This is a genomic window from Janibacter melonis, from assembly GCF_003721155.3.
In the GTDB taxonomy this organism is placed as follows: domain Bacteria; phylum Actinomycetota; class Actinomycetes; order Actinomycetales; family Dermatophilaceae; genus Marihabitans; species Marihabitans melonis.
Map to the genome: position 1 here is coordinate 1,921,365 of NZ_CP044548.2, position 24,574 is coordinate 1,945,938.

The 24,574-nt window shown below is 71.5% G+C and carries 27 protein-coding genes, 1 tRNA gene and 1 pseudogene; 17 read left to right on the top strand and 12 right to left on the bottom strand.

Annotated elements, in window-relative coordinates:
* Positions 1–19: 19 nt before the first annotated feature.
* Positions 20–628: a 5-formyltetrahydrofolate cyclo-ligase gene (locus EEW87_RS09070; protein WP_240341575.1), complete on the top strand. Its 609-nt coding sequence runs from the start codon at positions 20–22 to the stop codon at positions 626–628.
* On the opposite strand, the gene EEW87_RS09075 is transcribed toward EEW87_RS09070, so the two are convergent.
* Positions 603–3,263: a penicillin acylase family protein gene (locus EEW87_RS09075; protein ID WP_318825912.1), complete on the bottom strand. Its 2,661-nt coding sequence runs from the start codon at positions 3,261–3,263 to the stop codon at positions 603–605. The two genes, EEW87_RS09070 and EEW87_RS09075, sit on opposite strands and share 26 nt — an antisense overlap.
* A 38-nt stretch (positions 3,264–3,301) precedes the next feature.
* Here EEW87_RS09075 and EEW87_RS09080 point away from each other — a divergent pair, with 38 nt between their 5' ends.
* Positions 3,302–4,828, top strand: coding sequence for a potassium/proton antiporter (locus EEW87_RS09080; protein WP_123092337.1), 1,527 nt, complete (start codon positions 3,302–3,304; stop codon positions 4,826–4,828).
* A gap of 174 nt (positions 4,829–5,002) precedes the next feature.
* A pseudogene (locus EEW87_RS16995) lies at positions 5,003–5,143 on the top strand (FmdB family zinc ribbon protein); the annotation flags it as partial.
* Positions 5,144–5,157: 14 nt separating this feature from the next.
* Here EEW87_RS16995 and EEW87_RS17000 read toward each other — a convergent pair.
* Positions 5,158–5,325: a hypothetical protein gene (locus EEW87_RS17000; RefSeq protein ID WP_240341699.1), complete on the bottom strand. Its 168-nt coding sequence runs from the start codon at positions 5,323–5,325 to the stop codon at positions 5,158–5,160.
* A gap of 68 nt (positions 5,326–5,393) precedes the next feature.
* On the opposite strand from EEW87_RS17000, the gene EEW87_RS09090 reads away from it, so the two are divergent.
* Together EEW87_RS09090 and EEW87_RS09095 are read left to right on the top strand one after the other, a co-directional pair.
* Positions 5,394–6,032, top strand: a complete 639-nt coding sequence (locus tag EEW87_RS09090; RefSeq protein ID WP_123092339.1) for an SAF domain-containing protein — start codon at positions 5,394–5,396, stop codon at positions 6,030–6,032.
* A 120-nt stretch (positions 6,033–6,152) separates the two neighbouring features.
* A complete protein-coding gene (locus EEW87_RS09095; protein WP_123092340.1) occupies positions 6,153–6,527 on the top strand; it encodes an MscL family protein in 375 nt (124 codons plus the stop codon).
* A gap of 76 nt (positions 6,528–6,603) precedes the next feature.
* On the opposite strand, the gene EEW87_RS09100 is transcribed toward EEW87_RS09095, so the two are convergent.
* From EEW87_RS09100 to EEW87_RS09110, 3 genes are read right to left on the bottom strand one after another with little or no spacing between them, the layout of a single operon-like run.
* On the bottom strand, positions 6,604–6,804 hold the full coding sequence (locus tag EEW87_RS09100) for a hypothetical protein (RefSeq protein ID WP_123092341.1): 201 nt from the start codon (positions 6,802–6,804) through the stop codon (positions 6,604–6,606).
* Positions 6,801–10,406, bottom strand: a complete 3,606-nt coding sequence (locus tag EEW87_RS09105; RefSeq protein ID WP_148041588.1) for a DUF4011 domain-containing protein — start codon at positions 10,404–10,406, stop codon at positions 6,801–6,803. Before EEW87_RS09105 ends, EEW87_RS09100 begins: the two co-directional genes overlap by 4 nt.
* Before the next feature lie 24 nt (positions 10,407–10,430).
* Positions 10,431–11,087 (bottom strand): hemerythrin domain-containing protein, encoded by a 657-nt coding sequence (locus tag EEW87_RS09110; protein ID WP_163562406.1) that lies wholly within the window; start codon positions 11,085–11,087, stop codon positions 10,431–10,433.
* A gap of 235 nt (positions 11,088–11,322) precedes the next feature.
* Here EEW87_RS09110 and katG point away from each other — a divergent pair, with 235 nt between their 5' ends.
* Complete coding sequence (gene katG, locus EEW87_RS09115) at positions 11,323–13,593, top strand: catalase/peroxidase HPI (RefSeq protein WP_123092344.1); 2,271 nt, start codon at positions 11,323–11,325, stop codon at positions 13,591–13,593.
* Between the two features lie 64 nt (positions 13,594–13,657).
* On the opposite strand, the gene EEW87_RS09120 is transcribed toward katG, so the two are convergent.
* A complete protein-coding gene (locus EEW87_RS09120) occupies positions 13,658–13,834 on the bottom strand; it encodes a hypothetical protein (RefSeq protein ID WP_163562407.1) in 177 nt (58 codons plus the stop codon).
* A gap of 81 nt (positions 13,835–13,915) precedes the next feature.
* Between EEW87_RS09120 and EEW87_RS09125 the strand changes: the two genes are divergently transcribed.
* On the top strand, positions 13,916–14,455 hold the full coding sequence (locus EEW87_RS09125) for a 2'-5' RNA ligase family protein (protein WP_123092345.1): 540 nt from the start codon (positions 13,916–13,918) through the stop codon (positions 14,453–14,455).
* A gap of 204 nt (positions 14,456–14,659) precedes the next feature.
* Complete coding sequence (locus EEW87_RS09130; protein ID WP_068276707.1) at positions 14,660–14,923, top strand: GlsB/YeaQ/YmgE family stress response membrane protein; 264 nt, start codon at positions 14,660–14,662, stop codon at positions 14,921–14,923.
* Between the two features lie 123 nt (positions 14,924–15,046).
* Here the strand turns inward: EEW87_RS09130 and EEW87_RS09135 are convergent, their stop codons facing one another.
* On the bottom strand, positions 15,047–15,229 hold the full coding sequence (locus EEW87_RS09135) for a hypothetical protein (protein ID WP_148041590.1): 183 nt from the start codon (positions 15,227–15,229) through the stop codon (positions 15,047–15,049).
* A gap of 85 nt (positions 15,230–15,314) precedes the next feature.
* Between EEW87_RS09135 and EEW87_RS09140 the strand changes: the two genes are divergently transcribed.
* Positions 15,315–15,386 (top strand) — tRNA-Arg (locus EEW87_RS09140).
* 83 nt (positions 15,387–15,469) lie between these two features.
* Here the strand turns inward: EEW87_RS09140 and EEW87_RS09145 are convergent.
* From EEW87_RS09145 to merA, 4 genes are all read right to left on the bottom strand, one after another.
* Positions 15,470–15,898, bottom strand: a complete 429-nt coding sequence (locus EEW87_RS09145) for a tyrosine-type recombinase/integrase (protein ID WP_123092346.1) — start codon at positions 15,896–15,898, stop codon at positions 15,470–15,472.
* Entirely contained in the window at positions 15,816–16,727 is a 912-nt protein-coding gene (locus EEW87_RS09150; protein ID WP_123092347.1) for a DDE-type integrase/transposase/recombinase, read from the bottom strand. The genes EEW87_RS09145 and EEW87_RS09150 overlap by 83 nt, the downstream gene beginning before the upstream one ends.
* A gap of 1 nt (position 16,728) precedes the next feature.
* Positions 16,729–17,331: a recombinase family protein gene (locus EEW87_RS09155; protein ID WP_123092348.1), complete on the bottom strand. Its 603-nt coding sequence runs from the start codon at positions 17,329–17,331 to the stop codon at positions 16,729–16,731.
* A 220-nt stretch (positions 17,332–17,551) separates the two neighbouring features.
* Positions 17,552–18,952 carry a mercury(II) reductase gene (gene merA / locus EEW87_RS09160; protein WP_017838447.1) on the bottom strand — a complete coding sequence of 467 codons (1,401 nt, stop codon included), beginning with the start codon at positions 18,950–18,952 and terminating at the stop codon, positions 17,552–17,554.
* Between the two features lie 105 nt (positions 18,953–19,057).
* Between merA and EEW87_RS09165 the strand changes: the two genes are divergently transcribed.
* Entirely contained in the window at positions 19,058–19,447 is a 390-nt protein-coding gene (locus EEW87_RS09165) for a heavy metal-responsive transcriptional regulator (protein ID WP_007928756.1), read from the top strand.
* A 305-nt stretch (positions 19,448–19,752) separates the two neighbouring features.
* Here EEW87_RS09165 and EEW87_RS09170 read toward each other — a convergent pair whose 3' ends face one another.
* Positions 19,753–20,115 carry an ArsR/SmtB family transcription factor gene (locus EEW87_RS09170; RefSeq protein ID WP_123092349.1) on the bottom strand — a complete coding sequence of 121 codons (363 nt, stop codon included), beginning with the start codon at positions 20,113–20,115 and terminating at the stop codon, positions 19,753–19,755.
* A gap of 89 nt (positions 20,116–20,204) precedes the next feature.
* On the opposite strand from EEW87_RS09170, the gene EEW87_RS09175 reads away from it, so the two are divergent.
* The 7 genes from EEW87_RS09175 (at position 20,205) to EEW87_RS09205 (ending at position 24,384) form a co-directional block, all read left to right on the top strand.
* Positions 20,205–20,672: an ArsI/CadI family heavy metal resistance metalloenzyme gene (locus EEW87_RS09175; protein ID WP_151914859.1), complete on the top strand. Its 468-nt coding sequence runs from the start codon at positions 20,205–20,207 to the stop codon at positions 20,670–20,672.
* Positions 20,673–20,755: 83 nt separating this feature from the next.
* Positions 20,756–21,763 (top strand): ACR3 family arsenite efflux transporter, encoded by a 1,008-nt coding sequence (gene arsB / locus EEW87_RS09180; RefSeq protein ID WP_240341692.1) that lies wholly within the window; start codon positions 20,756–20,758, stop codon positions 21,761–21,763.
* Positions 21,760–22,377 carry an arsenate reductase ArsC gene (locus EEW87_RS09185; protein ID WP_123093785.1) on the top strand — a complete coding sequence of 206 codons (618 nt, stop codon included), beginning with the start codon at positions 21,760–21,762 and terminating at the stop codon, positions 22,375–22,377. The genes arsB and EEW87_RS09185 overlap by 4 nt, the downstream gene beginning before the upstream one ends.
* A gap of 93 nt (positions 22,378–22,470) precedes the next feature.
* Positions 22,471–22,833, top strand: a complete 363-nt coding sequence (locus tag EEW87_RS09190; RefSeq protein WP_205473827.1) for an arsenate reductase ArsC — start codon at positions 22,471–22,473, stop codon at positions 22,831–22,833.
* A 62-nt stretch (positions 22,834–22,895) separates the two neighbouring features.
* Positions 22,896–23,252 (top strand): arsenate-mycothiol transferase ArsC, encoded by a 357-nt coding sequence (locus tag EEW87_RS09195; RefSeq protein WP_123093789.1) that lies wholly within the window; start codon positions 22,896–22,898, stop codon positions 23,250–23,252.
* Between the two features lie 173 nt (positions 23,253–23,425).
* A complete protein-coding gene (cmtR, locus tag EEW87_RS09200; RefSeq protein WP_123093783.1) occupies positions 23,426–23,785 on the top strand; it encodes a Cd(II)/Pb(II)-sensing metalloregulatory transcriptional regulator CmtR in 360 nt (119 codons plus the stop codon).
* On the top strand, positions 23,782–24,384 hold the full coding sequence (locus EEW87_RS09205) for a cadmium resistance transporter (protein WP_048695616.1): 603 nt from the start codon (positions 23,782–23,784) through the stop codon (positions 24,382–24,384). The genes cmtR and EEW87_RS09205 overlap by 4 nt, the downstream gene beginning before the upstream one ends.
* Positions 24,385–24,574 lie beyond the last annotated feature (190 nt).

Sequence of the window (24,574 nt, forward strand, 5' to 3'; positions counted from 1 at the left end):
CCACCCTACGATGAGGCAGGTGACGCAGGAGGGTCCCGGGCAGAGCCCGTCCACGGTTGCCGCGAAGCGCGAGCTGCGGGCCGCTCTGCGCGCCCGCCGCCGGGCCGTCGTCGCCGCCCGGGACCTCGCCGCGGATGCCTCGGCGCTCGCCCGCCACGTCCTCGAGCTGGCCGAGGACACCGGCGCCCAGCAGAGTGCCGAGGGCGAAGGGCTGCCCCTCGCCCTGTCGTACGAGTCCCTGCCTCACGAGCCGCCCACCGGCGAGCTCAACCGCGCGCTCGCCACCGCGGGCTGGCGGGTGCTCGTGCCCCTCACGCTGCCCGACCTCGACCTCGACTGGTGCGACGTCGCCGACCCCGAGCGCACCCCGCTCGGCCTGGTCGCACCGTCGCACGCCGACCTCGCCCTCGTCCCGGGGCTGGCGGCCGACCCCTTCGGCACCCGGCTCGGCCAGGGCGGGGGCAGCTACGACCGGGCGCTCGCCCGGCTCTCGCCGCAGGCCCCGGTCGTCCTGCTCCTCCACCCCGGCGAGCGCACCGACGAGCCCCTGCCCGCCGAGCCCCACGACCGGCCGGTGAGCGCGGTGCTCACCGCCGAGGGGGTCACTCCTTCTTCGGCTCGAGGGTGAGCTCGTCGTCCTTCGCGTCCTGGACGGCCGACTCGCTGAAGCCCCACGGGTAGGTCTCGCCGCGCGCCCACGCCTCGGCCTGGTCGGTGTAGTGGTCGCTGAAGGGCCGACCGCTCTGCCCGGTCTGGTTGACCCAGCGCGACGCGTCGAGGTCACCGAGGTCGACGACCATCCGCATCGACGGCGCAGCGGTGACCTCGTACCCCTTCGACGCGTCCCACGACGTCGCGTTGACGATCGAGCTGCCGCCGGCGACCTCGTACCCGCCGCGGTTGAAGAGCGCGCGGACCGGCCCGGGCACGCCCTCGCCGCCGAGCACCTGGTGCTCGAAGTCGGCGGTGTGCAGCTGGCCCCACTGCCAGTCGACCGGCTCCTTGCCGAGCCGCTTCGTCAGCTCCAGGCGCGCGTCGACCATCGCCTGGCGCAGGATCTCGTCACGCCCCTCGACGAGGCCCGGGGTGAGCTTGTTGTCCCACCAGCCCGAGCGCGGCTTGTCGAGCAGGGCCGTCACGGACTGCATCTGGGTCGAGCCGCCGCTGGCCTGCAGGTCGGTCGGCAGGTCGTCGTTGAAGGTGAGGCGCACGACGTTGGACCACACGGCGTTGAAGTACGCGGCCGCCGCGCTGTCCTCCCCCGGCCCCGCTGGCTGGGTGTAGTCCCACTCGGCGAGCAGGTCGCGTGCCTCGGTGACGAAGGGGTCGTCGAGCGTGATGCGCATGAGGTGCGGCACGAGCGTCGGGGCGAACTCGTTGCGGCTGTCGTCCTGGATGCGCAGCATCTTCTCCGGCGTCACCTCCTCCTCGCTCGTCAGCAGGTCGAGGATGCGCTGGGCCCGGTAGCCGTAGTCCCAGTCGGAGGTGAGGTAGGGCGTGCGGCGCTCGGTGACCATCTGGTTGGCCGTGACGACGACGCCGTCGTCGGGGTTGAGCACCCACGGCAGGTCCTCGAAGTCGACGAAGCCCTGCCAGTCGTAGCGGCTGTCCCACCCGGGCGCCGGCAGCTCGCCGGGGGTGACGCCCGTGCCGCGGTCGCGGCGGACCGGGATCGCGCCCGGCGCCTGGTAGCCGATGTTGCCCTCGGTGTCCGCGTAGACGAGGTTCTGGCTCGGCACGGAGAAGTCGCGGGCTGCGTCGCGGAAGTCGTCCCAGTCCTTCGCCGTGTTGAGCGCGAAGATCGCGTCGGCCGTCGTGCTCGGGGTGAGCGCGGTCCACGCGAGCGAGACGGCCTGGTCGCCCGTGCCGCCCCCGTCGTCGCCCCGCTCGCCGGCCTCGGCGACGCCGGGCAGGACGTCGGACATGATCGGCCCGTGCGTCGTCGAGCGCACCGTGAGCTCGACGTCATCGCCGCCGGCGACCTTGATGGTCTCGCGGCGGGTCGTCAGCGGCACCTGCTTGCCGTCGCGGGTGTAGCGGCCGGAGTCGTCGTCGACGAGCTCGAGGTAGAAGTCGGTGACATCGGGCCCGAGGTTGGTGAAGCCCCACGCGATGTCGGCGTTGTGCCCGATGACCACGCCGGGCAGACCGGCGAAGGAGTAGCCGCTCACCTCGAGCGGGCACTGGGCGGTGACCTCGCGGCAGTGCAGCCCGACCTGGTACCAGATGCCCGGCATCGAGATGCCGAGGTGCGGGTCGTTGGCGAGCAGCGGCTTGCCCGTCGAGGAGCGCTCGCCGCTCACGACCCAGGAGTTCGAGCCGATGCCCTCGCCCTGGCCGAGCAGCTGGGGCACGGTGTCGACGGCCTGCTGGGTCGACGCGAGGACCCGGCGGGTCTCGTCGTCGGAGAGCTCGGGCTCCGGCGTCGAGGAGCCGGCGGGCGCCCCCTTCGGCGAGGGGGTGGACGACGGACCGGACGAAGGGGTGGCCGCGGGGGCGACGCTCTGGGCGCCACCGGCGGAGGTCGCGCCACCGCTGCGGCTCGTCGCCGGCCACTCGTCGGGCGAGAGGATCGGCTGGTGGCTCTCGGAGTCGTAGGGCGGGAAGAGGTCGGCGAGCATCGAGTCGGAGACGACACCGGACAGGCGGGCCCGGGTGAGCTCCTCGTCGTAGTTGCCGCGCAGGTCCCAGGCCATCGCCTTGAGCCAGGCGAGGGAGTCGACGGCCGACCACTGCTCGACGCGGTAGTCGGGGTTCTGCTGGCCGAGCACGGTGTACTCGAGCGCCATGTCGCCCGGCTCGCCCTGGTCGGAGATCCACGCGTTGACGCCCTCGGCGTACTCCTGCAGCGCCTGGCGGGTGCTCGGCTCGAGCATCGGCAGCTCGGCCTCGGCGACGCGGCGCCAGCCCATCGTGCGGATGACGCGGTCGGTCTCGACGCCGGGCTCGCCGACCATCTCGGCGAGGCGACCGGCGGTGATGTGCCGGCGCAGGTCCATCTCGAAGAAGCGGTCCTGCGCGTGGACGTAGCCCTGCGCCCGCATGAGGTCGCCGAGCGTGTCGGCGTAGATGTCGGGCACGCCGCGGTCGTCGCGGACCACGGTGACCGGCGCGCTGAGCCCGCTGATCTGCAGGGTGCCGGAGGTCTTCGGCTGGGTCCGGCTCACCTGCATCCAGGCGAGGACGGAGAGCGCGAGGACGACGACGAGGACGACGGCCGCTGCGATGAGCAGGCCGCGCCGGAGGGAGGCGAGCGATGGCACCCTGCGAGACTAACGACCGGACGAGACGGAGGTGAGCGGTGCTGGCGAGCGCAGGTGGGACGGGCTGGGACCCTCAGGACCTCGCACGTGTGCTCCTCGTCGCCTCCGGCGTCCTCGTCGTGTGCATCGCCGCCGTGCGGGCCACCGCCCGGTCGGGCCTGCCGACCCTGCTCATCTACCTCGCCATCGGGCTCGTCCTCGGCGAAGGGGTCATCGGCATCGACTTCGAGTCCGACGCGGTCGGGCAGGTGCTCGGCTACGCCGCGCTCGTGCTCATCCTCACCGAGGGCGGGCTGACGACGAGGTGGTCGGCGATCCGCAGATCCGTCGCCCCGGCGGTCGCGCTGTCGACGGTCGGGGTCGTCGTCTCGGTGCTCGTCACCGCGGTCTGCGCGCACTGGCTGCTCGGGCTCGACTGGCACATCTCCATGCTCATCGCCGCGGTCGTCAGCTCGACCGACGCCGCCGCCGTCTTCTCCGTGCTGCGCCGCGTGCCCCTGCCCCGGCGGCTGTCGGGGATGCTCGAGGCGGAGTCGGGCTTCAACGACGCGCCGGTCGTCATCCTCGTCGTCGCGCTGTCGGCGCGGGCCGCGGACCCGGCGCACGCCGAGCCGTGGTGGCTGCTCGGGCTCACCGCGACGCTCGAGCTCGTCGGCGGCGGGATCGTCGGGATCGTCGTCGGCTACCTCGGCGGGCAGCTCGTGCGGCGGACCGCGTCGGTGACGTCGGGGCTCTTCTCCATCGGGGTCATCGCCGTGTCGGTGCTCGCGTACTCGGTCGCCGTGAGCGCGCACACCTCCGGCTTCATCGCCTGCTATCTCGCCTCGCTCGTCATGGGCAACATGACGATGCCGCACCGGGCGGCGATGCTCGGCTTCGCCGAGTCGGTGGGCTGGCTCGCGCAGATCGGGCTCTTCGTCATGCTCGGCCTGCTCGCCTCGCCGAGCACGCTGCTCGAGCAGGTGCCCGCGGCGCTGCTCCTGGGCTTCGCGCTGCTGCTCGTCGCCCGCCCGCTGTCGGTGATCGTGTCGCTCACCCCCTTCGGCGTCCCCTGGCGCGACCAGGCCTTCTTGTCGTGGGCCGGGCTGCGCGGGGCCGTGCCCGTCGTGCTCGCCACCGTGCCGGTGACGATCGGGGCGCGCGGGGTCGACTGGGTCTTCGACCTCGTCTTCGTGCTCGTCGTGCTCTTCACGCTCATCCAGGCGCCGACCCTGCCGTGGGTGGCCCGCCGGCTGGGGGTGACCGAGGTGGCGCTCGCGACCGACGTCATGGTCGAGTCCGAGCCGCTGGAGCGGCTGGGCGCCGACCTCGTCGAGGTGAGCGTCGGCGAGGGCTCGCGGATGCACGGCGTCCGGGTCTTCGAGCTGCGGCTGCCGAAGGGGGCCAACGTCTCCCTCGTCGTCCGCGACGGCGAGTCCTTCGTGCCCGGGTCGCAGACCCTCGTGCGCGCCGGCGACCAGCTGCTCGTCGTGTGCGGCCGGGGCCTGCGCCGCGACGTCGAGCGCCGCCTGCGTGCGGTGAGCCGCGACGGCCGCCTCGCCGGCTGGCACCGCCCCTCCCCCTGACCCGGCTCGCCCCACCCCACCCCCTTCGCCGAGCACCGCTCGTCGTCCGTGAGGCCCGCTCCTCGCGGGCCGGCGACGACCGGGTCTCGCGGACCACGGGCGGGCTTCGGCGAAGGGGGGGCCGTGGTGGACGTGGTAAGGGGCACCCCTTCGCACTTCTTATACTTGGGACTCGTGCCTACCTATGCCTACGCGTGCGCCGACTGCGGCCATGCCTTCGACGCGGTCCAGTCCTTCAGCGACGACGCCCTGACGCAGTGCCCCGAGTGCGGTGGCACCCTGCGCAAGAAGTTCGGCTCGGTCGGCGTCGTCTTCAAGGGCGGCGGCTTCTACCGCAACGACTCCCGCGCGGCCAACGGCTCGAGCTCGGGGTCGTCGACCTCCTCGAGCGCGACGTCGAGCAGCACGAGCAGCGAGTCCACGAGCAGCAGCTCGGACTCGTCGAGCACGTCGTCGACCTCCTCCTCGAGCGCGTCGTCCACAGGCACCTCGAGCACGAGCACCTCCTCCACACCCTCGGCCTGACACCTGGGCGGCACCGGCGACGCTGCCTAGCGTCACCGGCATGGCCGACCTCCTCGCGACCCAGCTGCCCTCGCTCTTCGGACCGGGCCGCCGCCCCGCGTGGCGACGACGGGTCGCGCGTCGCCTCGTCGCGGCCGCCGCCCTCTGCCTGGCGCTCACGCTGGCTCTCGGTCAGCAGGCACCCGAGCCCACCCGCGCCGTCCTCGTCGCGAGCACCCACGTCCCGCCCGGCACCGAGGTGCTCGCCGAGGCCGTGGCCGTCGTCGACCTGCCGCGGTCCGCAGCCCCCGACGGTGCGCTGACCAGACCCGACGAGGCCGTGGGCCGGATGGCCACCGTCGCCATCGGCCCCGGCGAGGTCATCACCCCCGCCCGGGTCCTCGGCCGGGACCCCGCGTCCGCAGGACGCGGCCGCCGGCTCGTCACCCTCCCCCTCCTCGGTGCGGCGCGATCGCTGACCGTCGGTGACCGGGTCGACGTCTACCGGCCCGGCCGGCGCGAGCCCGTGGCGACCGGCGCCACCGTGGTCGCGATCCCGTCGACGGAGGACGACCTTGCGGCCGTGCCCGAGCCGACGGCGGTCGTCTCGCTCCCCGTCGCCGCAGCCGGTGACGTCGTCGATGCACTGGGGTCGGACGCCGCGACCGGCTTCGTCCTCACCACCCGCGGCGCCGGCTGACCTCGGCGCGCCACGCCGACGGAGGGGCTGGTGTTGCAGATGGGGCCCGCGGACTTTCATCCTTGGTCCGAAGGTGCGCTCCCGCACCTGCACCCCTACCCCTGTGAAGGACGGCTCGTCATGAAGGGTTTCAAGGACTTCCTCATGCGGGGCAATCTCGTCGAGATCGCCACCGGTCTGATCATCGCCACCGCGTTCGCCGCGGTCGTCACCGCGTTCACCAACTTCCTCCTCGAGGCCATCGGCAAGGTGACCGGTGGGGCCGACTTCGACTTCGACAAGCTCGAGATCCTCGGCTTCAAGACCATCGGCCCCTTCCTCACCGCGCTCGTCGCCTTCGTCATCATGGCTGCGGTCGTCTACTTCGGCGTCATCAAGCCCTACCAGCACATGCGTGAGCGCTTCGTCGCCAAGGAGGAGGAGACGACCGCCGAGGACATCGAGCTCCTCCGCGAGATCCGCGACGAGCTGCGCGCCGGTCGCGGCAAGATCTGATCGCACCACCGCGGCCGCCACAGCCGCGACGACGGGGTGAGGGCCGGCCGGCCCTCACCCCTTCGTCATACCTCGGTCAGCCCCAGTGGGGCGGGCGTTGCTCGAGCAACCAGCGCTCGCGCTCGTCGCCGGCCGTCGGCTCGTCGCCGGAGGTCGCCGCCGGACGGCGGCGGGGGCGCTCGTCGGCCTGGGCGCTCGCCGCCCGGGCCGCCTCAGAGGTGCCGGGGTGGGTCGCTCGGCGGTTGCGCCGACGCCGCGGGGTCGGCTCCTCGCTCATCGCCCGCGCTCCCGGTCGATCTCGACGCAGGCCTGGTGGAGGGCGCGCAGGACCTTCGCCTCCTGGCGGGCCGGGTCGGCGAAGATGTCGGTCGCCCACAGCCGCACGTGCCGCCATCCCAGCGCCGTGAGCTCCCCGGGCAGGATCCGGTCGCGCTGCCGGGCTCCGGCTCGGGTCGCGTACTCGGGACCATCGATGCTCACCGCGAGCTGGTAGCCCGGGTAGTCGGGATCGCCCACGGCGATGTCGACACGGTGACCGGCCTGCCCGACACCGAGCTCGACCTCGAGCCCGGCCGAGCGCAGCCGCTCGACGAAGCCGACGACGAGCGGGCCGGGCTCCACCCGCGGGGTGCCCGCGACCGGCGTGGGATCGGCCTCGAGCTCGACGAGCACGTGCCGCAGCGCCTCGACGCCGGAGGTCTTCGGCGCACCCGCGAGACCGGCGGCCCGCAGACCGGTGACCCAGTCGACCTGATGGCGGCCGCGGGTCAGGGCGGTCGCGACGAGACGGTCGCCGCCGGGGGACATGAGCGCGGCGGTCGCACCGGTCGACGGCGCACCGGAGCCTGGCGCGGCGACCGGCCCGACGCTCACGACGACGCGGTCGCGCTGCTCGCGCTGCCAGCGCAGCACCGGCTTGACGACGAAGGGGGCGGGCAGCGCGGCCGCCGCGGCGGCGAGCTCCGGACGGGCGCGGAGCTGGTCGGCGACGGCGGAGCGGATCGCGGCCGCGTGCGCCTCGTCGAAGGTGACGACGCCGAGCGAGCTCGACGGGTCGGCGAGCCCCTCGGCGACGAGGGCGGCGACGAGCTCGACCTCGGCACCAGCGGTGTCGGAGTCCACGCGGCGCAGCCGCGGCGTGGGGTCGCCGGTGGGCGACGGGGTGTGGACGACGCCCCGCTCGCGGGCCGACGGGAGCCAGGGCCGTGGGTCACCGCTCGTGCGAAGGGGGACCACCGGCAGACGGTCCTCGGCGACGTCGGCCAGACCGGGCGCGGTGGGCGCCGGCGGCACGACGGCGGGGTCGGTCGTCCACGTGCCCGGTCGCTGCTGGGTCGTGTCGCCGACGACGACCACCTGGCCGCCCCGGGCCAGCGCAGAGGCGGTGCGGGCGAGGGTGGTCCGGCTCGCGTCGTCGACGACGACGACGTCGAAGCGCTCGTCCGGTGGCAGGAGCAGGCCGACGGCGAGCGGGCTCGCCATCCAGCAGGGCGCTGCCGCGCGCAGCAGGTCGCCCCATGTGCTCACCGCGTCGTACCAGCGCGGGGCACCGGGCCCGCGCCCGGCGGCGGCGTGGGCGACGGCATGTGCCATGCGCCGGTGCCCGCGCGCGGTCTCGCGGTAGCGGCGGCGCTGCTCGGCGGCGAGGTCGTAGGCGTTCGCCCGCACGGTCGCGGCGTCCGCGACGACGAAGTCGGAGAGCGCGGCGTCGAGGTCGGAGCCGGCCACCGCCCCGTACCGCTTGTCGACCTGACCGATCTCGGCGAGCACCGACATCCACCACACGTAGCGCAGCTCGTCGCCCACGGCGGGGCGGGGCACGCGGCGGGTGGCGAGGTCGTCGACGACCTCACCGAGACCCAGCTCGTCGAGCGCGTCGAGGTCGGCCCGCGTCCCCGACGCGGCGACCGCACCGGCGTGGTCGCGCCGCAGCGCCGACAGCCGCGAGCGCAGCTCGTCGGTGGGGAGGTCGACGAGGTGCCCGTCCGCCGGGGGCGCGGCAGCCTCGACCGACTCCAGCGCGGAGTGCACCCGCTCGTAGGCGCGGTGCGCGTCGTCGATGGTCGCAGGGATGCGGGGCCGGCCGCCGCCGCCGACGAGGGCGGCCCAGGCCTGGCGCTGCTCCTGCGCGGCGAGGAGCGCCGCGTGCAGGTCCTCGGGCGGACGCCCAGGGCGAAGGTGGGCGCGGGCCTGGCGCACGAGACGGCGTCGCTCGAGCATGCCGAGCCCGGGCGCCCTGCCGGTCGCGTCGATGAGCGGGTCGATGGGGGCGTCGAAGAGCTCGGGGCGGAAGACGTCGAGGGTGTCGCGGATCCGCTCGACCGCAGCGAGGAAGCGCCCGTGGTCGCCCGGCGACTGGGCGACCGGCTCGGTGATGTCGCGGAAGACCTCGGCCATCGTCGTCTCGAGCGCCGCGAGGTCGCGGTCGAGCAGCGTCGTGATCGTGTCCTCGACGCGCCTCACGTCGTCGTCGCCCGCCACCCGGCCCCGCCACCACGGCGAGGCCGCGCTGCGGCGCTCCCAGCCGAAGGCCGCGGCGACCCGCTCGACGGTCTCGGCCGCGCCCTCCATGGCGTCGAGGTCGAGCCGGGCGAGCACCCCGCGGGGCAGGCGCACCCGCGAGCGCGGGGGCGACGTCGCGGCGGAGAGCGCGACGACGTGGTCGTGGGCGTCGGCGATGCTGACCCCCCACGGCTCGCGGGCGAGGTGCACGGCCTGCGCGTGCCCGTCGAGGACGGAGGCGGCGAGCGCGGCGTCACGACGGCTGGCGCGGGCGTCCCCTTCGCGCTGCGGGTCGGGCTCGGGCCACCGCTGCGTGATGACGTGCGGGTCGACCGGCGCGGTCGGGTCGGTGATGTGCAGGGCGAGGTCGGCCAGGCCGACGGCGTCGAGGCGCTCGCGGACCGCGCTCAGGGCGCCGGTCTTCTCGCAGACGACGAGGACGCGACGCTGGTCGCCCGCGCACTGCGCGACGAGCGCGGCGACGAAGCGGGCGGCGTCGACACCGGGGGGCGCCTCGACGAAGAGGTCCTCGCCCGCGGCGACCCGGTCGAGCGCGCCCTGCTGGTCCTCCGGCAGGTCGAAGACGCTGCGGTCGACCCCTTCGGGCGCGCGGCGGCTCTCGCGCGGGTCGGGCGGGGTGGGCTGCTCGGCGGGCGCGTCACCGACGAGCCGGGTGATGACCGGGTGCGCGGTGACGGCCTGATCGACGGCGGCGAGGTCGGAGATCGCCTCAGCCTTGCCGTAGGGATAGGCGCCGAGGCTGAGCGACGGCGTGATCTCGAAGCCCGGCACCTGGGCGCACAGCGCCGAGAGGGCGGCGTAGACCGGCTCGGGGTTGAAGCCCCCACGCCCGGTGTCGCGCCCCCGGTCGAGGGTGCGGGTGAGGGCGCCGGGGTTGCCGATCCGGGTGCGCAGCGCGGCGACGAGCGCAGGGTTGAGCTCGACGTCGGCGACGAAGTGCAGCCGCATGTCGCCGTCGAGCTCGGTCGGCTCGAGGTCGACGCGGCGCAGGATCACGGGGGCGGCGGGGCGCCGGGCCTCGTCCTTCGTGTGCCAGGTCGCGGTCCCCATCGCGAGGAAGCAGGTGCTCAGCCCGTGCTCCTCGGCGATGACGTCAGCGCGGGCCCGCAGACGGGCGGCCGCGCGCTGCGCCGCGAGGCGTGACTCGGTCTCGCGGACGAGGTCGCCGAGCCGCACCGTGCGACCCGCGAGCAGCATGGCGACGCCGCCCGGGTGGGCGCGGGTGAGCGTGACGACCTCGGAGGTGTCGCGGCGCGGCCAGACGAGCGTGTTCGGCCCGCCGAGGTCCATGAGCTCCTCGCGCCACTGCCGCATCGGGCCCGGTGTCGGGGGCGGTGCGGGGGGCGTCGCGGTCACGCCCCAGAGGCTAACGCGTGGCGGTCACAGCCAGCGGTCCTGGCGTCGGTAGCGCGGCTCGAAGAAACGGCCGTTGAGCGCGAGCAGCGGCCCGGGGAAGAGCGCGAGGGTCGACGCGCTCTCCTCGGCGGTCCGGCCGTCCGTGAGCCAGGGCAGGAAGGCGGGGATCGTCCTCAGCCCCTTCGTCTTGCGCGCGGTGACGCTGTTGGCATGCCAGTCCTGCGCGGTGAGCACCCGCAGCGCGAGCGGCAGGGCGTCCTGCTCCTCGTGCCGCAGGTGGTGGCTCAGCTGCTGGTGCAGCTCGTCGACGGCCGCGGCGAGATCGCTGCCGTCGAGCGGGCCGGCCCCCGCCGGTGCGCTGAGACTGGCGTCGACGACCTCGACGAGCGGGTCGACGATGCCGTGCTCCCACTCCATCGCCTCGAGCACCTCGGCGTCGGCGCAGGCGCTCGTGCGCCGGCGCACCGCCGGCCACAACGAGGTGTCCTCGACCGTGTGGTGGTGGTGCAGCTCGTCGCGGAAGGCGACCCACCCCCGCACCACCGCAGCGCGGCGCTCCGGCCGTCTTGTGAGCCCCTCGGCCGCCCGGGCGAGATGCCCCAGGTCGCGCCGGAATGCCGCGTGCAGCGCGAGCATCATGCCCGCTCCCTGCTCCCCCGCACGTGCGTCAGCTGATCCCATCGTGTCCCTCCCCCGAGTTCCGGTCGTCACGCTAGACCCGGGGACCGACATCGCGTGGGCAGTTCGGGCAAACCGGGCGAAGGGGGACCGAGCCGGCCGCCCGGCCCGGCCCCGGCACCCCCTTCGCCCCCTCCCCTGCACCCCCTTCGCGACGTCCGCCACCGCCGCGCCTAGCACGGCACCACGACCAAAAGCCAGTCTTGACCGATTCCAGATAAGCCCCCATGATCGACGCATGACCGACAACCAGGACAACGACGTCGCCCAGAGCCCGCAGGGAGTGGACCGCAAGGCCGAGGCAGGTTGCCCGGTCATGCACGACTCCGCGACCGCGCAGGGGTCCGAGAGCGAGAACCCCGTCATCGACTCGCCGGAGCCCAAGACCGGCGGACGCCCCCGCACGATCCAGGACTGGTGGCCCGACGCGCTCGACCTGTCGGTGCTCCACGCGCACTCGCCGAAGGGCAACCCGCTCGGCGCCGACTTCGACTACGCCGAGGCCTTCGCCGGGCTCGACGTCGAGGCGCTCAAGGCTGACGTCGTCGAGGTGCTCCACAGCTCGCAGGACTGGTGGCCGGCCGACTTCGGTCACTACGGCGGTCTCTTCATCCGGATGAGCTGGCACTCCGCCGGCACCTACCGCATCTACGACGGCCGCGGCGGCGCCGGTGACGGCGGGCAGCGCTTCGCCCCGCTCAACTCCTGGCCCGACAACGCCAACCTCGACAAGGCCCGCCGCCTGCTGTGGCCGGTCAAGCAGAAGTACGGCCAGCAGATCTCCTGGGCCGACCTCATCGTCCTCGCTGGCAACGTCGCGCTCGAGGACATGGGCTTCGAGACCTTCGGCTTCGCCTTCGGTCGCGAGGACGTGTGGGAGCCCGAGGAGGTCTTCTGGGGACCGGAGGACACGTGGCTCGGCGACGAGCGCTACAGCGGTGAGCGCACCCTCGAGGAGTCGCTCGGCGCGGTCCAGATGGGCCTGATCTACGTCAACCCCGAGGGCCCCAACGGCAACCCCGACCCGGCCGCCTCGGCCCGCGACATCCGCGAGACCTTCGCCCGGATGGCGATGAACGACGAGGAGACCGTCGCCCTCATCGCCGGCGGTCACACCTTCGGCAAGACCCACGGCGCCGGCGACGGCGACCACGTCGGGCCGGAGCCGGAGGGCGCGCCCACCGAGCAGCAGGGCCTGGGCTGGAAGAGCTCGTACGGGTCGGGCAAGGCCGGCGACGCGATCACCTCGGGCCTCGAGGTCACGTGGACCGACGTGCCGACGCAGTGGAGCAACCGGTACTTCGAGATCCTCTTCGGCTACGAGTGGGAGCTGACGAAGTCTCCCGCCGGCGCGAACCAATGGGTCGCCAAGACCGACGACAAGATCATCCCCGACGCCTTCGACGCGGACAAGAAGCACCGTCCGACGATGCTCACCTCCGACCTCGCGCTTCGCGTCGACCCGACGTACGAGGCGATCTCGCGGCGCTTCCTCGAGAACCCCGAGGAGTTCCGCCTCGCCTTCGCCAAGGCCTGGTACAAGCTGCTCCACCGCGACATGGGTCCCGTCGAGCGCTACCTCGGCCCGTGGGTGCCGGAGGCGCAGCCGTGGCAGGACCCGGTGCCGGAGGTCGAGGGCGAGCTCGTCGGCGACGCGGACGTCGCCGAGCTGAAGAAGGCCGTGCTCGACTCCGGGCTGTCCGTCGCCGAGCTCGTCTCGACGGCGTGGGCCGCGGCCGCGAGCTTCCGCACGACCGACAAGCGCGGCGGGGCGAACGGCGCCCGCATCCGTCTCGAGCCGCAGCGCAGCTGGGAGGTCAACCAGCCCGAGCAGCTCTCCGGCGTCCTCGAGCGGCTCGAGTCGATCCGCGGCGACTTCAACGCGAAGGGGGGAGCCCAGGTCTCCCTCGCCGACCTGATCGTGCTCGCCGGCTCGGCCGCGGTGGAGAAGGCGGCGGCCGACGGTGGCCAGCCCGTCGAGGTCCCCTTCCGCCCCGGTCGCACCGATGCGACGCAGGAGCAGACCGACGTCGACTCCTTCGCGGTCCTCGAGCCCCGGGCCGACGGCTTCCGGAACTACCTGCGCGAGGGCCTGCCGGTGCCGGCGGAGAAGCTGCTCGTCGAGCGCGCGTACATGCTCGGCCTCGGCGCGCCGGAGATGACCGCGCTGGTCGGCGGCCTGCGCGTCCTCGGCGCCAACCACGGCGGGTCCGAGCACGGCGTGCTCACCGACCGGCCGGGCGTGCTGAGCAACGACTTCTTCGCCAATCTGCTGGCGCCCGGCGCCGAGTGGGTGAAGACCGGCGACGGGGTCTACGAGATCCGCGACGCCGCGAGCGGCGAGAAGAAGTGGACGGCGACCGGTGTGGACCTCGTCTTCGGCTCGAACTCGCAGCTGCGTGCGCTCTCGGAGGTGTACGCGAGCGAGGACGCGAAGGGCAAGCTCGCGCAGGACTTCGTCACGGCGTGGACGAAGGTCATGGAGGCCGACCGCTTCGACCTTGTGTGACGTCATGAGCAGGTGAGGGCCCGGTCGTCCGCTGACGGCCGGGCCCTCGTCTGCCGTGAGGTGCTCAGCGCTGGCTGCGTCGGAACCACGAGGTGGCGCCGATGCCGATGCAGACGAGCATCAGGGCGACGAGGACGACCGTCGTGACGTCGGCGGCGCCGCCTGGCAGCGCACGGTCCGCGATGCGAGCGGCGACGCCGAGGACGAGCGCGGCGGCGAACCACAGGCGTGCGGGTGACATGGGGTCATGGAAGCAGGTCCTGGGTATCCGGGGACGGTCCGGACGTGCGGCCTTCTGCGGCGCCGACCTAGGGTCGCGGCCATGGGCACGAGCGACACGTCGACCGATGGGCACCTCGTGCTCGTCGTGCCGGTGCCGCAGCTCGAGGACTTCGTGCTCGAGCGGACACGTCACTACGACGACTCCTTCGTGTCCACCGACGCCGCGTTCGTCCACGCCCACATCACCCTGCTCGCGCCGTGGGTCGTCGCCCCGACAGCGGCTGACCTGGCCGTGGTCGCCGAGGTCGCGTCGAGGACGTCGCCGGTCGACTTCGTACTGGACGAGGTGGGGGTCTTCCCCGACGGCACCATCTACCTGGGACCTGACCCGGCGGCCCCCTTCGCCTCGCTGACGGCCGCGCTGGTCGCGGCATTCCCGCAGTGCCCACCGTACGGCGGGCGCTTCGACCCCGTCCCGCACCTCACGGTCGACCACGTGGCGGGCGGGGTCACCGTCGGGTCCACCCGGTCCGCGCTCGGCCCGACCCTGCCGGCTCGGTGCCGGGCCGAGCGGATCTCGCTGCAGAGGTACGCCAACCACGGCTGCCGCACCGTCGCCGAGTGGGAGCTCGGAGCCTGAGGCAGTCGCGAGAGGGCCTCACCTGCGGGAGGCCCACCGCTGTCTCCAGCAAAGTCACAAGGCGCTGACTCGTGCGGTGGACGACCGCGTCCACGCGGGCACGTGCAGATTGGCCCCGTCTCAAGAACCTCGGAGACCTCCTACACCGCCTATCGTCGGCCCGCAAGTGTTGTGTGTGTTTCTGATGTGAAAGGTGTGATTGCCGTGCTCGGACTCGGCTTCATCGGTTGGATCGTGATCGGCGGCCTCGCCGGGTGGATCGCGAGCAAGTTCATGGGCACGGATGCGCAGATGGGCATCCCGCTGAACATCGTCGTCGGCATCGTCGGCGGTCTGCTCGGTGGCTTCCTGCTCAGCCTCATCGGCGTCGACGTCGAGGGCGCTGGAATCATCTTCAGCTTCCTCACCGCGCTCCTCGGCGCTGTGATCCTGCTCTTCGTCGTCAAGGCGGTCACGGGCCGACGCTGATGCGGATGCGCTGACCTCGGGCCGTCCTCGAGACGGTCATGCCCCCCGCACTCCCTCCTCTTCCTGGAGCGAGTGCGGGGGGCGACGTGCGTCGGCGTGGCCAGATCACGAGGATCGCGGGCTTCAGCCTCGCCGAGGACCCTCGCGGCGCCACGCGACGAAGGCGATCACCGCGCACACCAGCGTGAGGATGCCCAGGGCGACGCCGAGGACCGTCTCCGCGTCCCCGTCGAGCGTGGCCATGACGACCCAGCGCAGCACGGTGAAGGTGATGGCGACGAGCAACCACTTCTCGTGAGTCCGCATGGCTGCAGTGTGCCTGCTCTCGCGGTGGCGCCTGACCGGCGGAGGTGCACGTACCCTGGTCCGGTGCCGCTCCGAGGAGCGGCTGGCCCTCGTAGCTCAGGGGAAGAGCACTTCTCTCCTAAAGAAGGTGTCGCAAGTTCGAATCTTGCCGGGGGCACCCTTGAATTTCCGGGCCTGAAGGCCTCTCCGGCACACGCTCGGAGGCGCTCGAGGTGCCTCCCAGGCCGCAAAAAGGCCGCATCACGATCCACCCCGACCTTCTCGAAGACCGTCCAGGGCCGCAGCGATCGCATCGAGCTCGTCGTCGTACAGGTGCGCGTAGATGCGCGCGGTCGTCGTGATGGACTCGTGTCCCATGGCCTTCTGGATGAAGCGAAGGTCGGCGCCGGCCATCCGAGCCAGACTCCCGAACGTGCGACGGAGGTCGTGAGGAGTGATGTCAAGACCGAGCTCTTCGCGGGCCCGGTCGAATCCCGAGCGGCGACGCCAGTTGCGGCTCCTGAGGTACCCGTTCTCCGGAGATGGAAAGACCAGCTCCGAGGGCCCCTTGCTGACGACTCGAGCCTGGAAGGCAGGAAGAACCGCCTTAGGTGGCGATGAAACCGGCGATCGCCTGATCGAGCGCAGGTAGATCCAGTGATGGAGGTGTCTTGGCCCCTGGTGCCAGATGTCCGGGCAGGGTGGCCAGGAGCTCGGTGTTGACTGTGCCGAAGAACCGCTCGATCTTGCCTCGGCCTTGCGGGCGACCGACGGTGGAGAAGATGAGGCGGATTTTCAGTGAGACCGCGGTGTACTCGAGGTGGCGGCTGGTGAAGTCGCTGCCGTGATCGATATAGAGGACGTCGGGTAGTCCGCACATCGCCCAGGCCGGTTCGGTCTTGCGCCAGATCGCCTGTCGTAGCACCAGCGCGGTGTTCATCGCCGATGGCGCCCCGGTGAAGACCATGTACCCGCAGACCGCGCGGGAGTAGTCGTCCATCACCACCGTCAGCCAGGGCCGGTCGGGGGTGCCGCTGGCGCCGGTGATGAGGATGTCGAGTTCGGTGTGATCGGCTTGCCACGTCACATTCGGCCGTTCGGCGCGATGGCGGAACACCAGTTCATAGCGGTCCCGATATGCTGCCGGCCCCTCCAGAGCAAGCGTCACCAGGGCCGGGTCCGAAGCGTGGACGATGGCGCGGACCGTGGCATAGCTCGGGGCCGCCAAACCCAAGCGACCCGCTTCGGCCGTGGTGAGCCGGTGCAATGCAGCGGTGCTCGGGCGTGGGCGGGTCAGCGCGAGGTGCTCGAGAAACGTGACCAGTTCCGCCGGAGTGCGTCGAGATCCCGTGTCGCGTCGTGGCCGCGGCTCCAACGCCGCGATGCCGCCGGTCTTGTAAAGCTGGTGCCAGCGTTGCAGTGTCCGCAGCCCGGTGCCGGTGTCACGGGCCAGGGTCGTCAGCGAGATGCCGTCCTCGACGTGAAGCCGGAGGATTCGCCACCGCTGCGGCCCGTCCATGTCACACCTGCTGGGAGACCATGTCGCGGTCGCGGGCAGCCTGTTGGTGCCGGTACAGCGTGGCGCGAGACCATCCGACCAATCGGGCGGCTTCCTCGGCGGTGCGACCCTTGGCGCGGGCGTCCCGAGCGATGTCGAGTTTCTCCGCAATCACCGCCGGGTCAACAGGCGGCCGACCGAACCGGGTACCGCTCTGCTTCGCCGCAGCGATGCCGGCATTGACTCGCTCGGTGATCAGCTCGCGCTCGTACTCGGCCAGCGTGGCCAGCATGCCCAGCATTAACCGGCCGGAAGTGGTCTCCGGGTCGATGCCGTCCGAAAGCGACTTGATCTTTACGCCCTTGTCGCGCATCAGGTTCAGGGTGTTGAGGACATCGATCAAGGATCGGCCGAGCCGGTCGATGCGCCACACCACGACCGTGTCGCCGGACTCGGCATAGTCCAACAGGCGCTTCATCCCCGGGCGTTCGATCGCGGTCCGGCTACCCGAGGTCACATCCGCGAACACATCCCGCTTCTGCACCCCGGAATCCACGAGTGCATCCAACTGCAACTGCGCGTCCTGACTCGCAGTGCTCACGCGGGTGTACCCCAAGAGCCTCATGACATGATTATGACTCACAAACCCCTACCGAGCACCACCCTGCGACAGTTCACGGTGAGACGACTTCGCGAGAGGCAGAAGGTGCCCATCGGCCCATGAAGCGGTCTCGGCGTCCGGTCCCCGCCTGGTGTCTCATAGGACTGTAGGTTTTTAAGGCACATTCACGGCGCCAGGCGGGCCGCCGCGGGAGCCCTCGTCCACCCCGCTGGGGCCGCGGGTTTCAGGCGCAGCATGACGTCGGCATCTGGTTTCGGAAGAGGCCGGCCACGATGCGCAGGCTTTCGCTCATGGTCAGGTACGGCGCCCAGGTGTCGGCCAGATCGTCGACGGTCATGCCGCTTTTGATGGCGTAGGTGGCCGCCAGCATGATCTCCCCGGCCCCGTCCGCCAGAGCGTGCACGCCCAGAACCTTGCCGCTCACGGCGTCGGCGACGAGCTTCACCGCCCCGCGGGTGTCGTGCTGGACGAGCGCCCGGGGGACATCGGACAGGTCCAGGACGCGGCAGTCGCACGCGTGCCCTCGGGTGAGGGCCTCGTCCTCGGTCAACCCCGCCGAGGCCAGCTGGGGCCGGGTGAACACGACCGCAGGAAAGCCGGCGTAGTCGACCCGAGCTGCCGGCGGGTACCTGTCCTCGGTCAGGGCGTTGAGCGCGGCGGCCCGACCGCCGGCGGCGGCGGCGTAGACGTACTGGGGAGCCCCCGAGACGTCACCGGCGGCCCAGACGCGCGGGTTGGAGGTGCGCTGGGTCTGGTCGACCACGACGAAGCCGCGCTCGTCCACGTCCACACCGGCAGCGGCCAGGTTCAGGCCGTCGGTGCGGGGCAGGCGTCCGGTGGCCACCAGGACCTGCGCGCCGCGCACCTGTTCGCCCGAGTCCGTGGTCACCACCACCTCTCCTGCGGGGCCTGGTTCGCGGGCCACAGTGGTCGCGCGCTCTTCGACCACGGTGATGCCGTCGTCGGTGAAGACTTCCCGAAGTCTCTGGGCCAGCTCCGGCTCGGCGTGCGGCGCCAGACGCCCGACCACAGAGACCCGGGTGCCGAGGTGAGCGAACAGCTGGGCCTGCTCCATCCCGACGTACCCGCCACCGATAACGACCAGGGACTCAGGCAGCTCGGTCAGCTGCATCGCGGTGGTGGACGTCAGCCGGTCCACAGAGTCGAGACCGACCACCTCCGGGATGGCGGGGGTGGCACCGGTGGCGACCAGATAGGCCCGGGCCCGCAGCGCCTGGCCGTCGACGGCCAGGGTGTCCCCGTCCAGGAAGCTGGCCTGGCCTGGGCGGACCTGGAAGCCGTAGGCAGCGGCCACATCGGCGTACTTCGCATCACGCAGGCGCTCGATGAGTGCGTCCTTCTGGGCCACCAGATCGCCGAGGTTCACCGGTGCGGCTGACGTTGGGGCACCTTTGAAGGGATTGGTGAGCGCGGCGTGCCGGGCCCCGGCAGCCGCCAGGAGCGTCTTGGACGGCACGCAGCCGATGTTCACGCACGTCCCGCCCAGAACACCGCGCTCAACCAGCACGACGCTCTTACCGGCCTGGCTGGCCGCGATGGCGGCGGACATCGCCGCGCCTCCTGAGCCGATCACGGCCAGATCGACGTCGTAGTCCACACCCATTTGCCCACCTTCCTTCGCGTGACCCCTCTTCAGCGTCCATAGTGGACGTTCCAGCGCAGGGGAAGGTCAAGGCGAACATGGACGAGAGCCGAGAAAGGGGCCACTGTGCGCATCGGTGAGTTGGCCGTGGCCAGCGGCACCACAACCAAGACGCTGCGCTTCTACGAAGAAGCCGGCCTACTACCTGCGCCTGAGCGCACCGCCAACGGATACCGCGACTACACCCCTGCGGCCCTGGCGCGCCTGGACTTCGTTCGCCGCGGCCGCACCGCTGGGCTCACCCTGGCCCAGATTCGCGAGATCCTCGACATCCGCGACGCCGGAGTCGCACCCTGCCAGCACGTGCACGCCCTGCTCGAAGCCCACCTGGGCGACCTGGACCGCCAAATCGCCGACCTGCAAGCACTGCGACACACCGTCGCGCACCTTCACCACAGTGCCACCACCAGCGACCCCACCAAATGCGACACCACGACCGTCTGCCGCTATCTGTGACCAGACCGGTGCTCGCGTGTATCGCCATGAGCAGATGCCGCCACAGAGCGTCGACAGAACCCCGCCATATAACGGCGAAAGCCACAGCGGGCTAGGCGATCCGCGGCAAATCAAGGGCCGGCCGCACGTCGCAGTTGACGATGGTTTTCGGACGGCGACACGCCGCCTACGTGGGCCGGCTCAGTGTCTGGTTCGAAAGTCGGCGTGAGACGGCTCAGTGAGGTGGTGTCGATCTTTTCGAGCAGGGCCCTAGCGGCGATGGCAGGGATGGTGCAGGACCCGTCATGGGGGTTCGTCTTCGTCGCTCAGACCTCGAGTGCTCGACGAGCGAGAGCGAGGCGCTCGGGCACGAGGGTGAACCACGCCCACTGGCCGCGACGCTCGCGGGTGAGCAGGCCGGCGTCGACGAGGACCTTGAGGTGGTGGCTGACCGTGGGTTGGGAGATACCCAGAGGCTCGGGAAGATCGCATGCACACGTCTGCTGCGCCGGTGAGCACCGCACAATCCCCAGGATCTGCAGTCGTACCGGGTCGGCGACGGCCTTGAGCAGCCGGGCGACGAGCTCGGCGTCCTCGCGGGTGATCGGAGCGCTGCCCTCGGCGGCGCAGCACCGCTCGACGGCCTGGGCCAGCAGCGGGCGTCCGTCGGCGGTCGGGGCGGTCGTCATACCCCCATATTGACATACGTCAATAATGCCTGTCAGTGTTTCTGCATCGACGCCCGTCGATATCACTTCAGATCGTGTGAGGACCCGCCATGAGCCGTGTGCAGCTCGCCCTTGACGTCGTCGACCTCGAGGCGTCCGTCGTCTTCTACTCCACCCTCTTCGGCGTCGAGCCCCACAAGCGCCGCCCGGGGTACGCGAACTTCGCGATCGCCGAGCCGCCGCTGAAGCTCGTGCTCATCCAGAGCGACGAGGCCACGCGCGGCACCGGGGCGAAGGGGGCCCTCAACCACCTCGGCGTCGAGGTCGGCTCCGGCGAGGAGGTCACCGCGGCGCGGACCCGTCTGGCCGACGCCGGGCTGGCGACCTTCGACGAGGACGACACGACGTGCTGCTACGCCCTGCAGGACAAGGTGTGGGTCCACGACCCCGCCGGCGCGCCGTGGGAGGTCTACGTCGTCAAGGACGAGGACCCGGCCGACGCCCGCCCGGCCACCGCGTCGCTGCCGGTGCTCGGCTCCCCTTCGCCCTGCTGCGCCCCCGCGGGTGCCGACGCGTGACGACCACCCACGACGCACCCGCGGACGTCACCGGCCGCCTGTCCACGCTCGACCGCTTCCTGCCGGTGTGGATCGGGGTCGCGATGGTCCTCGGCCTGGCCCTGGGCCGCACGATCCCCGGCCTGGGCCCGGCGCTCGACGCGGTGCAGCTGCACGGCATCTCGCTGCCCATCGCGATCGGGCTGCTCGTCATGATGTACCCGCCGCTGGCCAAGGTCCGCTACGACCGCCTCGGCACCGTCACCTCCGACCGCCGCCTCATGGCCGGCTCCCTGGTCCTCAACTGGGTCCTCGGCCCGGCGCTGATGTTCGCCCTCGCCTGGGTCTTCCTGCCCGACCTGCCCGAGTACCGCACCGGCCTCGTGATCGTCGGGCTGGCCCGCTGCATCGCCATGGTCATCATCTGGAACGACCTCGCCTGCGGTGACCGCGAGGCCGCCGCCGTGCTCGTCGCGCTCAACTCGCTCTTCCAGGTCCTCGCCTTCGCCGCCCTCGGCTGGTTCTACCTCACCGTCCTGCCGGGCTGGCTCGGCCTCGAGCAGGCCGCCCTCGACGTCTCCTTCGGGCAGATCGCCGTCTCGGTCCTGGTCTTCCTCGGGGTGCCGCTGCTCGCCGGCTACCTCTCGCGCCGGATCGGCGAAGGGGTGCGCGGCCGCGCCTGGTACGAGGGCACCTTCCTGCCGCGGATCTCTCCCTTCGCCCTGCTCGGGCTGCTCTTCACGATCGTCCTGCTCTTCGCCCTCCAGGGCGACCAGATCACGAGCCGGCCCCTCGACGTCGCGCGGATCGCCCTGCCGCTGCTCGTCTACTTCGCCGTCATGTGGGGCGGTGGGTACCTCCTCGGCAGCAGCCTCGGGCTGAGCTACGAGCGCACGACGACCCTCGCCTTCACCGCCGCCGGCAACAACTTCGAGCTCGCCATCGCCGTGGCCGTCGCGACCTTCGGCGTCACCTCCGGCCAGGCCCTGGCCGGGGTCGTCGGACCGCTCATCGAGGTCCCCGTCCTCGTCGGGCTGGTCTACGTCTCGCTCGCCCTGCGCCGACGTCCCCGATGGGCGTCCGCCTCCCCGTCCCCCCAGGAGACCCGATGACCGCCGCCCGGCCCGATCCCTACGCGGCCATCGTTGACGACCTGTCCTACTCCTACGAAGGGGTCTTTCCCCGCGAGTCCGTCCAGCTCGCGGTGGACGAGGCGCGCGAACGCCTCGAGCTGGTCTCCACGATCCCGACCTACCTGCCGGTGCTCGTGGCCAAGGACGCCCGGGAACGCCTTACTGCGGCAGCCCAGGCGCAGGGGCGCATCACCAAAAAGGTCCCCGAGCTGCTCTTCGTGTGCGTGCACAACGCCGGCCGCTCCCAGATGGCCGCGGCCCTGGCTGAACGCCTCTCCGGCGGCAGGGTCCACGTGCGCTCCGCCGGATCCCAGCCCACCGACGAGATCAACCCCGTCGTCGTCCAGGCCCTGGCCGAACGAGGCATCCCCCTGAGCGAGGCCTACCCCAAGCCGCTGACCGACTCCGTCCTGCGTGCCGCCGACGTCATCGTGACCATGGGCTGCGGCGACGCCTGCCCGATCTACACCGGGCGCCGCTACGAGGACTGGAGCGTCGCCGACCCCCACGGCGCCGACCTCGACACCGTGCGCGACATCCGCGACGACATCCAGGCCCGCGTCACCGCGCTCCTGCGCGACGTCCTCGACTGACCCTCCCTTTAGACACCGCACCAAGGAGCACCCGTGAGCAGCACCCGCCCCTCCGTCCTGTTCGTCTGCGTCCACAATGCCGGCCGCTCCCAGATGGCCCAGGCCTGGCTCGCCCACCTCGCAGGCGACGCCGTCGAGGTCCGCTCGGCCGGGTCCGCGCCCGGCGACACAGTCAACCCCGCAGCGGTCGAGGCGATGCGCGAGGTCGGCATCGACATCAGCGCCGCGCAGCCGAAGATCCTGACCGACGAGTCGGTGCAGAGCTCCGACGTCGTGATCACCATGGGCTGCGGCGACGCCTGCCCGATCTACCCCGGCAAGCGGTACGAGGACTGGCCCCTGGACGACCCCGCCGGTCAGGGCGTGGATGCCGTGCGCCCGATCCGCGACGCCATCCGCCAGCGCGTGGTGGACCTGCTCGCTTCCCTCGACGTCCCCGCAGGGTCTTCCGCGTGAGCACGCGCGAGGCGCGGCCCTCAGTTCTGTTCGTCTGTGTCAAGAACGGCGGCAAGTCGCAGATGGCAGCCGCGCTCATGCGCCACCGTTACGGCACGTCGGTCGACGTCCACTCAGCCGGCACCCGTCCCGGCGGCTCCTTGAACGCAGCATCCGTCGACGCCCTCGCCGAGGTCGGCGCGAGCGTCGACGGGGAGCATCCCAAGGCCATCGACCCGGCCCTGCTGGAGTCAGTCGATCGAGTGGTGATCCTCGGCGAAGAGGCATCCCTCCAGCAGGTAGGGCGCACGCGGGTCGAACGGTGGATCACCGACGAGCCCTCGACGCGTGGCATCGAAGGAGCAGAACGGATGCGTCTCATCCGCGACGACATCGACAGCCGCGTAGATGCGCTGGCCAAAGAGCTGGGACTGCCCTGACTGGCTGGTCGTCACCAGCATCTGACTGACAGGAGCAGCTGAACACCTTGTCCAGTGACGATCGTCACTGAGCAGGTCACTGCTTGCATCTCATTGGACGATCCCCTTACGGGCATGCGATCTGGGCTGACGCCTGTGACCGAGTGTTCAGTGCGCGCTGTATAGTTCAGTCCATGCTGACTATTGCTTCGCGTCTCGACGTGATGAACCGCCTGGGTCGTGCACTGGCCGACCCCAGTCGATCCCGGATCATCTTGACCCTGCTCGACCATCCCGCTTACCCGGCGGAACTGGCCCGAGATCTGGACCTGACACGCCCGAACGTGTCCAACCACCTGGCATGCCTGCGCGATTGCGGGATCGTCGTCTCCGAGCCCGAGGGTCGTCGGACACGATATGAGATCGCCGATTCGCACCTGGCGCAGGCGCTGACGGCACTGGTCGATGCCACCCTGGCAGTGGACGAAGACGCCCCGTGCATCGATCCCGCCTGCTCGCTTCCCGGATGCGACGCAGCTGGGGAGGGCGCATGATCCTCACCTCGGTCTTGCAGGCGATGGGCCTGTTCGCAGCGACCAACATCGACGACATCATCGTGCTCTCCCTCTTCTTCGCGCGAGGGGCAGGCCAGCGCGGCACTACCGCCCGCATTCTGGCCGGCCAGTACCTCGGATTCGCCGGCATCCTCGGTGCCGCGGTCCTGGTGACTATCGGTGCCGGAGCATTCCTGCCCTCGGCAGCCATCCCGTACTTCGGTCTCATCCCTCTGGGCCTCGGCCTCTGGGCCGCATGGCAGGCCTGGCGCGGAGACGATGACGACGATGACGACGAGGTCAAGGTTGCCGGCAAGAAGGTCGGCGTGTGGACAGTCGCAGGCGTCACCCTTGCCAACGGCGGCGACAACATCGGCGTCTACACCCCTGTCTTCCTCAGCGTGGAACCTCTCGCAGTAGTCGCCTACTGCATCATCTTCCTCGCGCTCGTCGCGGTCCTGGTGGCCCTGGCAAAGTTCGTCGCCACCCGCCCCCCGATCGCCGAAGTGCTCGAACGCTGGGAGCACATCCTCTTCCCCATCGTTCTCATCGGCCTCGGCATCGTGATCCTCGTCAGCGGCGGAGCCTTCGGACTCTGACGTAGCGGCAGCGATCCAAACGGCCCCGACCGGGCGGACCCCTCTCGGTTCAGACCGCGACACCTACCTGCAGCCAGTCCTGCGTGATCGCGGCAACAAGACCGCCACGGAGCGCTGCAAAAACCCCGCCACCAAGCGAACGAAGCCACAGCAGATACCGAACCAACGATGAACTCGAGGGTTGACCTGG

Coding starts and splice junctions, on each gene's coding strand:
- EEW87_RS09090 (WP_123092339.1), top strand. CDS start 5,394: ATGGCCGACCTCCTCGCGACCCAGCTGCCCTCGCTCTTCGGACCGGGC.
- EEW87_RS09095 (WP_123092340.1), top strand. CDS start 6,153: ATGAAGGGTTTCAAGGACTTCCTCATGCGGGGCAATCTCGTCGAGATC.
- arsB (WP_240341692.1), top strand. CDS start 20,756: ATGGTCCTCGGCCTGGCCCTGGGCCGCACGATCCCCGGCCTGGGCCCG.
- EEW87_RS09205 (WP_048695616.1), top strand. CDS start 23,782: ATGATCCTCACCTCGGTCTTGCAGGCGATGGGCCTGTTCGCAGCGACC.
- EEW87_RS09190 (WP_205473827.1), top strand. CDS start 22,471: ATGGCCCAGGCCTGGCTCGCCCACCTCGCAGGCGACGCCGTCGAGGTC.
- EEW87_RS09170 (WP_123092349.1), bottom strand. CDS start 20,115: ATGACGACCGCCCCGACCGCCGACGGACGCCCGCTGCTGGCCCAGGCC.
- EEW87_RS09195 (WP_123093789.1), top strand. CDS start 22,896: ATGGCAGCCGCGCTCATGCGCCACCGTTACGGCACGTCGGTCGACGTC.
- cmtR (WP_123093783.1), top strand. CDS start 23,426: ATGCTGACTATTGCTTCGCGTCTCGACGTGATGAACCGCCTGGGTCGT.
- merA (WP_017838447.1), bottom strand. CDS start 18,952: ATGGGTGTGGACTACGACGTCGATCTGGCCGTGATCGGCTCAGGAGGC.
- EEW87_RS09155 (WP_123092348.1), bottom strand. CDS start 17,331: ATGAGGCTCTTGGGGTACACCCGCGTGAGCACTGCGAGTCAGGACGCG.
- EEW87_RS09110 (WP_163562406.1), bottom strand. CDS start 11,087: ATGGGATCAGCTGACGCACGTGCGGGGGAGCAGGGAGCGGGCATGATG.
- EEW87_RS09175 (WP_151914859.1), top strand. CDS start 20,205: ATGAGCCGTGTGCAGCTCGCCCTTGACGTCGTCGACCTCGAGGCGTCC.
- EEW87_RS09100 (WP_123092341.1), bottom strand. CDS start 6,804: ATGAGCGAGGAGCCGACCCCGCGGCGTCGGCGCAACCGCCGAGCGACC.
- EEW87_RS09185 (WP_123093785.1), top strand. CDS start 21,760: ATGACCGCCGCCCGGCCCGATCCCTACGCGGCCATCGTTGACGACCTG.
- EEW87_RS09150 (WP_123092347.1), bottom strand. CDS start 16,727: ATGGACGGGCCGCAGCGGTGGCGAATCCTCCGGCTTCACGTCGAGGAC.
- katG (WP_123092344.1), top strand. CDS start 11,323: ATGACCGACAACCAGGACAACGACGTCGCCCAGAGCCCGCAGGGAGTG.
- EEW87_RS09135 (WP_148041590.1), bottom strand. CDS start 15,229: ATGCGGACTCACGAGAAGTGGTTGCTCGTCGCCATCACCTTCACCGTG.
- EEW87_RS09120 (WP_163562407.1), bottom strand. CDS start 13,834: ATGTCACCCGCACGCCTGTGGTTCGCCGCCGCGCTCGTCCTCGGCGTC.
- EEW87_RS09125 (WP_123092345.1), top strand. CDS start 13,916: ATGGGCACGAGCGACACGTCGACCGATGGGCACCTCGTGCTCGTCGTG.